Origin of the sequence: Streptomyces sp. NPDC018610 (genome assembly GCF_044391765.1) — a bacterium.
Lineage (GTDB): Bacteria > Actinomycetota > Actinomycetes > Streptomycetales > Streptomycetaceae > Streptomyces.
Map to the genome: position 1 here is coordinate 290,017 of NZ_JBISAL010000006.1, position 12,272 is coordinate 302,288.

General features: G+C 72.6%; 12 protein-coding genes and 1 tRNA gene. 10 read left to right on the plus strand and 3 right to left on the minus strand.

The window, feature by feature from the left end:
* The first annotated feature begins 106 nt into the window (after positions 1-106).
* Positions 107-2,974, plus strand: coding sequence for a penicillin acylase family protein (locus ACH5A8_RS17775; protein ID WP_399002903.1), 2,868 nt, complete (start codon positions 107-109; stop codon positions 2,972-2,974).
* Positions 2,975-3,081: 107 nt separating this feature from the next.
* Here ACH5A8_RS17775 and ACH5A8_RS17780 read toward each other — a convergent pair whose 3' ends face one another.
* Entirely contained in the window at positions 3,082-3,696 is a 615-nt protein-coding gene (locus ACH5A8_RS17780) for a 5-formyltetrahydrofolate cyclo-ligase (RefSeq protein WP_399002905.1), read from the minus strand.
* Positions 3,697-3,798: 102 nt separating this feature from the next.
* On the opposite strand from ACH5A8_RS17780, the gene galU reads away from it, so the two are divergent.
* The 8 genes from galU to ACH5A8_RS17820 all read left to right on the plus strand — a co-directional run bounded on the left by galU (position 3,799) and on the right by ACH5A8_RS17820 (position 10,257).
* Complete coding sequence (galU, locus tag ACH5A8_RS17785; RefSeq protein WP_399002907.1) at positions 3,799-4,716, plus strand: UTP--glucose-1-phosphate uridylyltransferase GalU; 918 nt, start codon at positions 3,799-3,801, stop codon at positions 4,714-4,716.
* 5 nt (positions 4,717-4,721) lie between these two features.
* Complete coding sequence (gene glp / locus ACH5A8_RS17790; protein WP_399002909.1) at positions 4,722-6,044, plus strand: gephyrin-like molybdotransferase Glp; 1,323 nt, start codon at positions 4,722-4,724, stop codon at positions 6,042-6,044.
* Positions 6,045-6,129: 85 nt separating this feature from the next.
* Entirely contained in the window at positions 6,130-6,675 is a 546-nt protein-coding gene (moaC, locus tag ACH5A8_RS17795; RefSeq protein WP_399002911.1) for a cyclic pyranopterin monophosphate synthase MoaC, read from the plus strand.
* On the plus strand, positions 6,672-7,202 hold the full coding sequence (locus ACH5A8_RS17800; RefSeq protein WP_399002913.1) for a molybdenum cofactor biosynthesis protein B: 531 nt from the start codon (positions 6,672-6,674) through the stop codon (positions 7,200-7,202). The genes moaC and ACH5A8_RS17800 overlap by 4 nt, the downstream gene beginning before the upstream one ends.
* 20 nt (positions 7,203-7,222) lie before the next feature.
* Complete coding sequence (locus tag ACH5A8_RS17805; RefSeq protein ID WP_399002915.1) at positions 7,223-7,837, plus strand: GNAT family N-acetyltransferase; 615 nt, start codon at positions 7,223-7,225, stop codon at positions 7,835-7,837.
* 279 nt (positions 7,838-8,116) lie between these two features.
* The gene (glpR, locus tag ACH5A8_RS17810) at positions 8,117-9,358 is read left to right on the plus strand and encodes a gephyrin-like molybdotransferase receptor GlpR (RefSeq protein ID WP_399002917.1); all 1,242 of its coding nucleotides are present in this window, start codon (positions 8,117-8,119) and stop codon (positions 9,356-9,358) included.
* Between the two features lie 107 nt (positions 9,359-9,465).
* A tRNA-Ala gene (locus ACH5A8_RS17815) sits at positions 9,466-9,539 on the plus strand.
* A gap of 130 nt (positions 9,540-9,669) precedes the next feature.
* On the plus strand, positions 9,670-10,257 hold the full coding sequence (locus ACH5A8_RS17820; RefSeq protein ID WP_399002919.1) for a hypothetical protein: 588 nt from the start codon (positions 9,670-9,672) through the stop codon (positions 10,255-10,257).
* On the opposite strand, the gene ACH5A8_RS17825 is transcribed toward ACH5A8_RS17820, so the two are convergent.
* Positions 10,236-10,715 (minus strand): GNAT family N-acetyltransferase, encoded by a 480-nt coding sequence (locus tag ACH5A8_RS17825; protein ID WP_399002921.1) that lies wholly within the window; start codon positions 10,713-10,715, stop codon positions 10,236-10,238. The two genes, ACH5A8_RS17820 and ACH5A8_RS17825, sit on opposite strands and share 22 nt — an antisense overlap.
* Positions 10,716-10,809: 94 nt before the next feature.
* On the opposite strand from ACH5A8_RS17825, the gene ACH5A8_RS17830 reads away from it, so the two are divergent.
* On the plus strand, positions 10,810-11,613 hold the full coding sequence (locus ACH5A8_RS17830) for an exodeoxyribonuclease III (RefSeq protein WP_399002923.1): 804 nt from the start codon (positions 10,810-10,812) through the stop codon (positions 11,611-11,613).
* 21 nt (positions 11,614-11,634) lie between these two features.
* Here ACH5A8_RS17830 and ACH5A8_RS17835 read toward each other — a convergent pair whose 3' ends face one another.
* On the minus strand, positions 11,635-12,255 hold the full coding sequence (locus ACH5A8_RS17835) for a MerR family transcriptional regulator (protein WP_399003196.1): 621 nt from the start codon (positions 12,253-12,255) through the stop codon (positions 11,635-11,637).
* Positions 12,256-12,272: the final 17 nt, after the last annotated feature.

Below are 12,272 nucleotides of genomic sequence, written 5' to 3' on the forward strand. Positions count from 1 at the left end.
CCGACTCCGCGTCAAGTGCGATCGGCCCCTGCGCCTATGGTTGCTCCAGCGCTCATTCGAAGTCACAGCCCGACCTGCCGCTCGCGTTAGGACAGCAAGGACAGCGATGCCCCCCAACACCACCGCCACAACGGGTGCCAAGCCCGGCAAGTCCGGCAGGAAGAAGGGGCGAAAGGCCCGACTTGTCGTGATCGTCCTGGTGCTGGCCATCATCGGCGGCATCGCCTACGGGGCCTTCTGGTCCATCAGCACCGTCCGCGCCTCCTTCCCGCAGACCAAGGGCTCCGCCACCCTGCAGGGCCTGTCCGGACCCGTCGACGTCAAGCGCGACGGCTACGGCATCCCGCAGATCTACGCCTCCTCGCCCGAGGACCTGTTCATGGCGCAGGGCTACGTCCAGGCGCAGGACCGGTTCTACGAGATGGACGTGCGCCGGCACATGACCTCCGGGCGCCTGTCGGAGATGTTCGGCAAGGGGCAGGTCAAGAACGACGAGTTCCTGCGCACCCTGGGCTGGGACCGCGTGGCGAAGCAGGAGTACGACACCAAGCTGTCGTCCGCCACCAAGAAGTACCTCCAGGCCTACTCCCAGGGCGTCAACGCCTACCTCAAGGGCCGCTCCGCCAAGGAGATCTCCCTGGAGTACGCGGCCCTGGGCCTCACCAACGACTACAAGCCCGCCCAGTGGACGCCGGTCGACTCGGTCTCCTGGCTCAAGGCGATGGCCTGGGACCTGCGCGGCAACATGCAGGACGAGATCGACCGCGCCCTGATGACCAGCCGCCTCGGCCCCAAGCAGATCAAGGACCTGTACCCGGACTACCCCTACAGCCGGAACAAGCCGATCGTCACCCAGGGCCAGTACGACGAACTGACCCAGGCGTTCGACGGCGGCGACGGCGGGTCGAGCCCGTCCGGCACGGACTCCTCGACGAACCCGACCGGATCGTCCGGCGCGGGCCTTACGACGGGATCCGGCACGACGACGGGTGCGGGCACGGGCGCCACGACCGGCACCACCGGTTCGGGCGGCGCCACCGGCTCGGGCGGCACGGCGGGCTCGTCCGGCTCCGGGGTGCAGGGCCAGCTGATGGGCCTGCACGACGTCATGGAGGACCTGCCCGCGGCCGTCGGCGTCAACGGCGACGGCATCGGCTCCAACTCCTGGGTGGTCGCCGGGAAGTACACGATCACCGGCAAGCCGCTGCTCGCCAACGACCCGCACCTCGGGCCCGCGCTGCCCTCCGTCTGGTACCAGATGGGCCTGCACTGCCGCTCGGTCTCCGGCAAGTGCCCCTACGACGTCACCGGCTACACCTTCGCGGGCATGCCCGGCGTGGTCATCGGCCACAACCAGGACATCGCCTGGGGCATGACCAACTCCGGCGTCGACGTCACCGACCTGTACCTGGAGAAGCTCAGCGGCGACGGCTACCTGCGCGACAACAAGACCGTGCCGTTCCGGACCCGCCAGGAGACCATCAAGGTCGCCGGCGGCGCCTCCAAGACGATCGTCGTCCGTGAGACCCGTGACGGGATGCCGCTGCTGTCCGACCGCGACGACGAGCTCGTGCAGGTCGGCAAGAAGGCCACCGTCAACACCGCCGCCCCCGACCGCGGCGACGGCTACGCCATCGCGCTGAAGTGGACCGCGCTGGAGCCGGGCACCACCATGGACGCCGTCTTCGCCATCGACAGGGCGAAGGACTGGAGCGGCTTCAGGTCGGCGGCGGCGCTGTTCGACGTGCCCTCGCAGAACATGATCTACGCCGACACCAGGAACGACATCGGCTACACGCTGCCCGGCCGCATCCCGCTGCGCGCGAAGAACGACGACGGCTCCGTCCCCGCGCCGGGCTGGGACTCGAAGTACGACTGGAAGGGCTACATAGAGCAGGCCGAGCTGCCCTACGAGTACAACCCCAAGCGCGGCTACATCGTCACCGCCAACCAGGCCGTCGTCGACCAGGACAAGTACCCGTACACGCTCACCACGGACTGGGGCTACGGCGCCCGCAGCCAGCGGATCACCGACCTGATCCAGTCGAAGATCGACGGTGGGGGCAAGATCTCCACCGAGGACATGCGGCAGATGCAGATGGACAACAGCAGCGAGATCGCCAAGCTGCTGGTGCCCAAGCTGCTGAAGATCGACCTCAAGGACAAGGACGTCCGCCAGGCGCAGAAGCTCCTGGAGGGCTGGGACTACACCCAGGACGCCGACTCGGCGGCGGCCGCCTACTTCAACGCGGTCTGGCGCAACATCCTCAAGCTGGCCTTCGGCAACAAGCTGCCCAAGGAACTGCGGGTCAAGGGCCAGTGCCTGTGGGTCGAGCCGGCCGGCAACACCGGCCCGGTCGACGAGACCACCAAGGTCCGCGAGTGCGGCGAGCGCGACGCCGACCAGGCGCAGCCCGACGGCGGCGACCGCTGGTTCGAGGTGGTCCGGAGCCTCATGGACGACCAGAACAGCGACTGGTGGAAGACGCCGGCCTCGGGCACCCGCCCCAAGGCCGACAACCGCGACCAGCTGTTCGCCCGCGCCATGATCGACGCCCGCTGGGAGCTGACCGCCAAGCTCGGCAAGGACATCGACACCTGGAGCTGGGGCCGGCTGCACCGCCTGTTCCTGAAGAACCAGACCCTGGGCACCGAGGGTCCCGGCTTCCTCCAGTACATCCTCAACCGCGGCCCCTGGAAGCTCAGCGGCGGCGAGGCGGCGGTCAACGCCTCCGGGTGGAACGCGGCCGGCGGCTACAACGTGGTGTGGGTGCCGTCCATGCGGATGGTGGTCAACCTCGCCGACCTCGACAAGTCGAAGTGGATCAACCTCACCGGCGCGTCCGGGCACGCCTTCAGCGCCCACTACACCGACCAGACGGGCATGTGGGCCAAGGGCGAACTGCTGCCGTGGTCGTTCTCGGCGAGCGCGGTCGGCAAGAGCACGAGCGACACCCTGGTGCTCAAGCCCTGAGCGGCCGGCCGCACCGCCCCTCCGACGGCCCTCCACGCGCGCGCGTGGAGGGCCGTCGGCGCACCCGGGGGCGTACGTCGGGCCGTCGGCGCGTCCAGGGGCGTGCGTCAGGCGAAGCGGTGCACCGCCGAAGGCGTCACCGCCGCCCGCACCGGCCGGTCGTGCTCCTCCGCCGGGAGCCGGTCGACGACCTCCGGGTCGTAGAGCAGGACCACCAGCGCGGGATGCGCGCCCGCGCGCTCCAGACGGGCCAGGACGCGGTCGTAGGAGCCGCCGCCGCGCCCCAGCCGCAGACCGCGCGCGTCGACGGCGAGTCCGGGCAGCAGGACGGCGTCGGCGGCCGTGACGGCGTCCGGGCCGAGCAGCGGCTCGGACGGCTCGAACAGCTCCATCCGGCCGCCGTGCCTGCGGCGCGCGAGGGAGCCCTCGCCGCCGTAGGCGCCCCAGTCCAGGTCGTTGTCGGGCAGCAGGGCCGGCAGCAGGACGCGCACCCCGCGCGCGTACAGCGCCTCCAGCAGGTCGTGGGTGCCGGGTTCGGCGCCGACGGAGACGTACGCCGCCACCGTGCGGGCCCCGGCCAGCTCGGGCAGCTCCAGCGCGTGCCGGGCCAGCGCCCGCCCCGCCTCCCGTACCTCGTCCGCGGTCAGGCTGTCGCGCGCCGCGAGGAGATCGCGCCGCAGCGACCGCTTGCCGGGCTCCGTCACGCGTCGGATGTCGTGCAAGGCAGCTTCCGTACCCTTCCTCAGGTTCTGGTGCATGTACCGACATGGGGCAATGAACCGGAGAAACCGATTCACGTAAAGGCAGCGGATAAGGTTGCCGCCATGAGTCAGTCGCACCCCAGGATCAGCAAGGCTGTCATCCCCGCAGCCGGCCTCGGCACCCGGTTCCTGCCGGCCACCAAGGCCACTCCCAAGGAGATGCTGCCGGTCGTGGACAAGCCGGCGATCCAGTACGTGGTCGAGGAGGCCGTCGCCGCGGGCCTCGACGACGTCCTCATGGTGACCGGCCGCAACAAGCGCCCTCTCGAGGACCACTTCGACCGCAACTACGAGCTGGAGTCGGCCCTCGCCAACAAGGGCGACGCCGAGCGGCTCGCCAAGGTGCAGGAGTCCAGCGACCTGGCGATGATCCACTACGTCCGCCAGGGCGACCCCAGGGGCCTCGGGCACGCGGTGCTCTGCGCCGCCCCGCACGTGGGCGACGAACCGTTCGCCGTCCTGCTCGGCGACGACCTGATCGACCCGCGCGACCCGCTGCTGCAGCGGATGATCGAGGTCCAGGAGGTCTACGGCGGCAGCGTCGTCGCCCTCATGGAGGTCGCGCCCGAGCAGATCCACCTCTACGGCTGCGCCGCCGTGGAGGTCACCGGGGACAGCGACGTCGTGCAGGTCACCGGCCTGGTCGAGAAGCCGGACGCGGCGGAGGCCCCGTCCAACTACGCGATCATCGGCCGCTACGTCCTCGACCCGCACATCTTCGACATCCTGCGCAAGACCGAGCCGGGCCGCGGCAACGAGATCCAGCTCACCGACGCCCTGCAGCAGCTCGCCCAGAACCACTCGTCCGCGACCGACGCCGCCGGCGGCCCGGTGCACGGCGTCGTCTTCAAGGGCCGCCGCTACGACACCGGCGACCGCGGCGACTACCTGCGCGCCATCGTCCGGCTCGCGTGCGAACGTGAGGACCTGGGACCGGACTTCAGGAACTGGCTCAAGCGGTACGTAGCCGAGGAGATGTGACGACGTTGAGCAGCGCCGCGCCCGGCACCGCCGGCCCCGACCGCCTGTGGTCGGTGGACGAGCACCTCGAGGACGTCCTCACCACCGTCCGCCCCCTGGAGCCCATCGAGCTGCAACTGCTCGACGCGCAGGGCTGCGTCCTGGTCGAGGACATCACGGTGCCCCTCTCCCTGCCGCCGTTCGACAACAGCTCCATGGACGGGTACGCGGTGCGGGTCGCGGACGTCTCGGGCGCGAGCGAGGAGTTCCCGGCCGTCCTGGAGGTCGTCGGGGACGTCGCCGCGGGCGCGGCCGAGCTGCTGCAGGTGGGCCCGGGACAGGCCGCCCGGATCATGACCGGCGCCCCGCTGCCGCCCGGCGCCGAGACGGTCGTCCCCGTGGAGTGGACCGACGGCGGACTCGGCGAGGGCCCGGTCTCCGGGATGCTCGCGCGCAGCCTGTCCCCCGAGGGCGCCACCGGGCAGGTGCGCGTGCACCGCCCGGCCGAGGCCCGCGCGCACGTGCGCGCCGCCGGCAGCGACGTCCGCTCCGGCGACCGGGCCCTGAGCGCCGGCACGGTCCTCGGGCCGCCGCAGATCGCGCTGCTCGCCGCGATCGGCCGCGGCACGGTGCGGGTGCGCCCGCGCCCGCGCGTGGTGGTGATGTCCACCGGCAGCGAACTCGTCCAGCCCGACGAGCAGCTCGCCGGCGGACAGATCTACGACTCCAACAGCTTCGCCCTGACCGCGGCGGCCCGGGACGCGGGAGCCATCGCCTATCGCGTGGGCGCCGTCGCCGACGACGCCGACACCCTGCGCACCACCATCGAGGACCAGTTGGTGCGCGCCGACCTGATGGTCACCACCGGCGGGGTGAGCGTCGGCGCCTACGACGTCGTCAAGGAGGCGCTCTCGCACGTCGGCGACGAGGACGAGGCGGGCGGCGGCGTGGAGTTCCGCAAGATCGCCATGCAGCCCGGCAAGCCCCAGGGCTTCGGCACCGTCGGCCCCGACCACGTCCCGCTGCTGGCGCTGCCCGGCAACCCGGTGTCCTCCTACGTCTCCTTCGAACTGTTCGTCCGCCCCGTCATCCGCGTCCTGATGGGCCTTGAGGACCTGCACCGGCCGACCGCCCGGGCGACCCTCGCGGCGGACCGGGCGCTCAGCTCGCCGCGGGGCCGCAGGCAGTTCCTGCGCGGGAGGTACCTCGACGGCGAGGTGACCCCCGTGGGCGGCTCCGGCTCCCACCTGATCGCGGCCCTCGCCCGGGCCGACGCCCTCATCGTCGTCCCCGAGGACACCGAGTCCGTCGAGCCCGGCACCGAGGTCGAGGTGGTCCTGCTCGGCTGACCGGCCCTGATTGGCGGTACCGTGTCGCGCACAGCAGGCCCGCGCGCCGCACCGCGCCGGGCCCGGACCGGGAGCGCCACAGAGCATGACCACACCTTCCCGGGGGGAGACCCCCGGACCCGTGCAGGACAGCGTGCAGCACCGAGCCCAGGACAGCGCGCAGGACCGGCTGACCCACATCGACGACGCGGGCGCCGCCCGCATGGTCGACGTGTCGGCCAAGGACGTGACCGCGCGCACCGCCCGCGCGAGCGGCCGGGTCCTCGTCTCGCCCCGCGTCGTCGAGCTGCTGCGCGGCGAGGGGATGCCCAAGGGCGACGCCCTCGCCACCGCGCGGATCGCCGGGATCATGGGCGCCAAGCGCACCCCGGACCTCGTCCCGCTGTGCCACCCGTTGTCGGTCTCCGGTGTGAAACTGGACCTGTCGGTCGCGGACGACGCCGTGGAGATCACGGCCACCGTCAAGACGACGGACCGCACGGGCGTCGAGATGGAGGCGCTCACCGCGGTCTCCGTCGCCGCGCTCACCGTGATCGACATGGTGAAGGCGGTCGACAAGGGAGCGGTCATCACGGACGTCAGGGTCGAGGAGAAGACGGGCGGCAAGTCGGGCGACTGGAGCCGGGCATGACCGCCGCCGCAGCGGACCGGGGGACCTACCGGGCGCTGGTGGTCACGGCCTCCAACCGGGCCGCCGCCGGGGTCTACGAGGACAAGGGCGGCCCGCTGATCGCCGACGGCCTCACCCGCTTCGGCTTCGCCGTCGACGGCCCGCGGGTCGTCCCGGACGGCGATCCGGTGGAGACCGCCCTGCGCGCCGCCGTGGCGGCCGGGTACGACGTCGTGGTCACCACCGGCGGCACCGGCATCTCGCCCACCGACCGCACCCCCGAGGCGACCCGCCGGGTGATCGACCACGAGGTGCCGGGCATCGCCGAGGCCGTCCGCGCCTTCGGCCGGGACAAGGTGCCCACCGCGGTGCTGTCCCGGGGCCTGGCCGGAGTGGCCGGGCGGACGCTGATCGTCAACCTGCCGGGTTCGACGGGTGGAGTGAAGGACGGACTGGCCGTCCTGGAGCCGCTGTTGAAGCACGCCGTCGACCAGTTGCGCGGCGGCGACCATCCCAGACCCGGCGCCGAGAGTGGGGGTGCCAGCTGAACAGCCCATCGTGGCCCGTCGTGCTCGCGGAGGGCGATGTCGTCCTCCGGCCGATAAAGCTGCGCGACCAGCGGGCCTGGCGCGAGGTGAACCAGCGCAACCGGAACTGGCTCAGGCCCTGGGAGGCGACCATCCCGCCGCCCACGCCCGCCGGTCCGGTCACGCACCGGCCGACCTACCGGCAGATGGTGCGGCACCTGCGGGCCGAGGCCCGCGTCGGCCGGATGCTGCCGTTCGTCGTGGAGTACCAGGGGCGGCTGGTCGGTCAGTTGACCGTCGCGGGCATCACCTGGGGCTCGATGTGCTCGGGCCACGTCGGCTACTGGGTGGACGAGTCGGTGGCCGGGCGCGGCGTGATGCCGACCGCCGTCGCCCTGGCCGTCGACCACTGTTTCCGCGTCGTCGGCCTGCACCGCATCGAGGTGTGCATTCGCCCCGAGAACGGGCCGAGCCGCCGGGTCGTGGAGAAACTCGGATTCCGCGAGGAGGGGCTGCGGCCCCGTTATCTCCACATCGACGGGGCCTGGCGCGACCATCTGGTCTTCGCGCTCACCGCCGAGGAGGTGCCCGACGGGCTGCTGAGCCGCTGGCGGCGCAGCCGCGCCCAGCGGGCGCCGAAGAGCAATCCGGCCTGACCGACGGCATCCTGACCGGCCTGACGGCATCCTGACCGGCCTGACGACGCCCGGACCGGCCTGACGACGCCCGGACCGGCCGGTGAGTGCGCGCATCGACGCCCCCGGCCCACAAATTGAATAAGTGTTCGAATTTCGGTTCGGGGTCAATGAATTCGCTCCCTTGACGGTCCGCTGATCGCATCTGTCGCAAAAAAAGTTCGAAATATCAGCCAGATCGTGCGACACACCGGCCCAATTGGCCGATGGCCTTGCGTAAACCCCTCTACCGTGTGAGGCGTGAGCAGCAGCGGCCTCATCTACGCAGTCATTGTCGGGGCCTGGGCCGCCTACTTGGTGCCCATGTGGCTCCGTAGGCAGGACGAGCTGAACGAGGCCCGTCCGACGGAACGCTTCAGCACCGCCATCCGGCTGCTGTCCGGACGGGCGGGCATGGAGCGCCGGTACGCCAAGGACCTCAGGGCGCGCTCCACCGAGGAGGGGGAGCCCCGCGCCGTGTCGCCGGACGCCGTCACCGACTCGGTGGACGTCCGGGCCTTCGCCGTACCCCCGACCCGGACCCAGGAACCGGAGCGCCCCCCGGCGCCGGACCGGCCGGAGCCGGCGTCGCAGCCGGCGCCCGCGCGGGTGGCCGAGCGGGTGACCGCATCCGCCGCCGAGCCGGACACCGGACCGGCGGACCGGGGTGCGGCACCGGCGGACGAATCCGCCGACACGCCCGCGCGCAAACGCGTCCCGGCGCCCCGGCGCGCGCCCGGCGCGGAAGCCGCGGCGGCACGCGCCCGGCGCTCGCGGGTCCTCGCGCGCCGTCGGCGTACCACCGTCGTCCTCTTCCTCGCCTTCACCCTGGGCGCCGTCGTGGCCGCCGTCGGCGGACTCGCCTTCCTGTGGGCGCCCGCCGCGCCCGCCGTGCTGCTCAGCGCGTACATCGCGTACCTGCGCGTCCAGGAGCGCCGCCGCTTCGCCTACCAGATGGACCGCCGCCGCGCCGAGGCCGCGGCGCAGCGGCTGCGGGAGAACCGGCGTCAGCCGCGCCGGCGCGCCGGCGCGGAGGAGGACGCGGACGAACCGGACCCCGGCGCCGAGCCCGAAACGGACCCGGGGCTGTCCGCCCTCGCCGCCGACCGGCGGGCCCTGGTCGAGCAGACCGACCACGCCGAGTGGCTGGACCAGCAGCGCGAGCGCCGCCGGCCCGGCCACGGGGACAGCTGGGACCCGGTCCCGGTGCCGCTGCCGACGTACGTCACCGCGCCGGTCGCCCCCCGGGCCACCTCCGACGTGGACCTCGGCGCGCCGGACACCTGGAGCTCGGCGCGCTCGTCGGCCGCCGTGCCGGAGCAGGAGCAGGCCGCCCCCGAGGCGCAGCGGCCCCCGGACCCGGACGAGGACCGGCCCGCCGCCGACGACGGCCGCACCGACGCCCGCCGGGCCGCCTCGGCCCGCCGCTCCCGCGAGCGCGGCCGCACCCCGCTCTTCGACCAGTACGAGGACGGCGACCGGCCCCGGGCGGCCAACGAGTAGCCGCCCGCTCCCCGGCGGACGCCCTCCCCGAGGGTCCCGCCGCTGACCAGCCCGGGAGCGGATTTCCAACCACCCGGTTGAGGATGCTAGAGTTTCACTCGTTGCAAGGGCCTGTGGCGCAGTCCGGTAGCGCACCTCGTTCGCATCGAGGGGGCCAGGGGTTCAAATCCCCTCAGGTCCACGCAGCTCAAAGCCCCGGTCGGGATCTCCCGACCGGGGCTTTGACGTGTCGTCCGGCGGTGAAGCGCGGCAACTGCTCCCGGCGGCCGGGGAAGAGGCGTTGTCAGTGGCGGCTCGTAGCATCCCGGCGCATGGGATTCTTCGGATCTTTCGTGGTGGCCCGGTGCGACGGCCCGCTGGCGGAGCTGCCCGCGGTGCGACAGGCGGGCGGTGATCCGTCCTGGTCGGCGCGCGACGGCGCCTGGCAGATCGTTCGGCTCCACGGCGGCGGCAGGCCCGCCGAGTCGATCGTGCGGGACACCGGGGCCCCGGTGCTGGTCGCCCATGTCTTCGACAGCGATGTGGCGGCGGTGGAGGCGGTCGGCCCGAAGGGGTCGGGATGGGAGTGCGTGCTGTCACCGCGGACGGCACGGGACTCCTACGGCGCTCCGGAGCGGTCGCCGGACCGGAACAGGGAGGCCGTCCCCCTCGCGGCCGACTGGGCGAGAGAGGCCGGCCGCGTCCCGGACGCCGACGCGGTGGCCGCGGTGCTCGCCGCCGAGGCGGACCCGTTCGCGGAAGACCTGGTGCTGGACCTGACGCACGCCCTGGGGTTCCGTTTCGGGGAGGGCCCGCAGTCGCCCGGCGGCGGCCGGTGGCGCGATCCGTCAGGACGCCGGGCGCTCCGTCCACCGCACACGGTGCGGGACGCCGGGCGTCACCGCAGCGGCTTGGCGTAGCAGAGGCTCTCCTCGTGGAAGCGGTAGTAGCCGAACTTGCCGCACGGCTCGTAGCCGCTGGAGGTGTACAGGGCGACGGCCTCGGGCTGCTTGGTGCCCGTCTCCAGGACCATGCGGGTGCGGCCCGCCTCGCGGGCGTCGTCCTCCAGGGCGGCCAGGATGCGGCGGGCGAGTCCGCGGCCGCGCATGCCCTCGACGACGAACATGCGCTTCAGCTCGGCGTCGCCGTCCTCGTTGCCCTCGTCGTTCCTGTCCTGGCTGCGCCAGCCGCCCGTGGCGACCGGGGTGCCGTCCTCGTCGTAGGCGATCAGGTACACGCCGCCCGGCGGCCGGAAGTCGGCCGGGTCCAAATGCGTGGCGTCGCCGCCGTCGCCGTAGCGGACGTGGTACTCGGCCTGGACCTCGTCGTTGAGCTTGACGGCGTCCGGGTGGTCGAACGGGACGGGGCGAATAAACATGTTGATTACCGTATATCAATGCAGTCGGGGGGGGGGGAGGCCCTGGGGCCGGTCTCTCGCGAGACCCCGTCCAGTGTGCCGGTAAGGTGCCCGGGTGCTGACTGTGACCTCCGCCAACGTCAATGGACTGCGCGCCGCCGCGAAGAAGGGTTTCGTCGAGTGGCTCGCCCGGACCGGCGCCGATGTGCTGTGCCTGCAAGAGGTGCGCGCCGAGCCGCAGCAGCTGCCCGCACCCGTACGCGCGCCCGAGGGCTGGCACGTGCTGCACGCGCCCGCCGCCGCCAAGGGCCGCGCCGGCGTCTCCCTCTACACCCGCCGTGAGCCCGACAGCGTCCGGGTGGGCTTCGGCTCGACCGAGTTCGACGGCGGCGGCCGTTACGTCGAGGCCGACCTGCCGGGTGTGACGGTCGCCTCCCTCTACCTCCCCTCCGGCGAGGTCGGCACCGAGCGCCAGGACGAGAAGATCCGCTTCATGGGCGAGTTCCTCGCTTACCTCAAGGAGCTGCGCGAGCGGGCCGCCGCCGACGGCCGCGAGGTCCTGGTCTGCGGCGACTGGAACATCGCCCACCAGCAGGCCGACCTGAGGAACTGGCGCGGCAACCTGAAGAACTCCGGCTTCCTGCCCGAGGAGCGCGACTGGCTGAGCCAGGTCTTCGCCCCCGAGGCCGGCGGCTACGTCGACGTCCTCCGTTCCCTGCACCCGGACACCGAGGGTCCGTACACCTGGTGGTCGTACCGGGGACGGGCCTTCGACAACGACGCGGGGTGGAGGATCGACCTCCACGTGAGCACTCCGGGGCTCGCCGCCAAGGCCGTCAAGGGGTTCGTCGAGCGGGCGGCCACGCATGCCGAACGCTGGTCGGACCACGCCCCGGTGACGGTCGTCTACGACCTCTGAGGCCGGCCGGCCCCGCCTTCGCTACGGCTCCTCGCTCAGCCGCCGGTCCAGGGCCATCGAGAGTTCGGCGTCCACCACGCTCTTGGCCAGGGGGCGCAGGCGGCCGAGGTCGCTGTCGGGGGCGTGGCGGGTGACCAGGTCGGCGAAGAGCTCGGCCAGGGCCTCGGCGTGTGCGCGGACGCGGTGGCCCGCGGCCAGGACCTCGGCGAGCGGGATGCCCTCGCGGACCAGGGCGGCGGAGACGTCCAGCAGGCGGCGGCTGATGTGGACGATCTCGTCGCCGTCGGTGCCCAGGTAGCCGAGGTCCATCGCGGCGGCCAGGTTCTCCGCGGTGACCTCGCCCGCGAAGTGGTCGGCGAGTTCTTCGGGGGTGAGGCGGACCGGGGTCTCCTCGGTGGGGGCGCCCAGGCCCAGCAGGTCGCCCACGTCGCGGCCGTGGTCGAAGGCCTCGGCCAGCTCGGCGATGCCGTTGAGGGTGTGGCCGCGCTCCAGGAGGGCCGAGATGGTGCGCAGCCGGGCCAGGTGGTGGTCGTCGTACCAGGCGATGCGGCCTTCGCGGCGGGGCGGCGGGATCAGCTTGCGCTCGCGGTAGAAGCGCAGGGTGCGCACGGTGATGCCGGCCAGCCGGGCCAGCTCCTCCATGCGGTACTCGCGTGGGC

Excerpts from the sequence above, each read along its gene's own strand:
- galU (WP_399002907.1), top strand. The coding sequence starts at position 3,799 with ATGAGTCAGTCGCACCCCAGGATCAGCAAGGCTGTCATCCCCGCAGCC.
- ACH5A8_RS17775 (WP_399002903.1), top strand. The coding sequence starts at position 107 with ATGCCCCCCAACACCACCGCCACAACGGGTGCCAAGCCCGGCAAGTCC.
- ACH5A8_RS17820 (WP_399002919.1), top strand. The coding sequence starts at position 9,670 with ATGGGATTCTTCGGATCTTTCGTGGTGGCCCGGTGCGACGGCCCGCTG.
- moaC (WP_399002911.1), top strand. The coding sequence starts at position 6,130 with ATGACCACACCTTCCCGGGGGGAGACCCCCGGACCCGTGCAGGACAGC.
- ACH5A8_RS17825 (WP_399002921.1), bottom strand. The coding sequence starts at position 10,715 with ATGTTTATTCGCCCCGTCCCGTTCGACCACCCGGACGCCGTCAAGCTC.
- ACH5A8_RS17835 (WP_399003196.1), bottom strand. The coding sequence starts at position 12,255 with ATGGAGGAGCTGGCCCGGCTGGCCGGCATCACCGTGCGCACCCTGCGC.
- ACH5A8_RS17800 (WP_399002913.1), top strand. The coding sequence starts at position 6,672 with ATGACCGCCGCCGCAGCGGACCGGGGGACCTACCGGGCGCTGGTGGTC.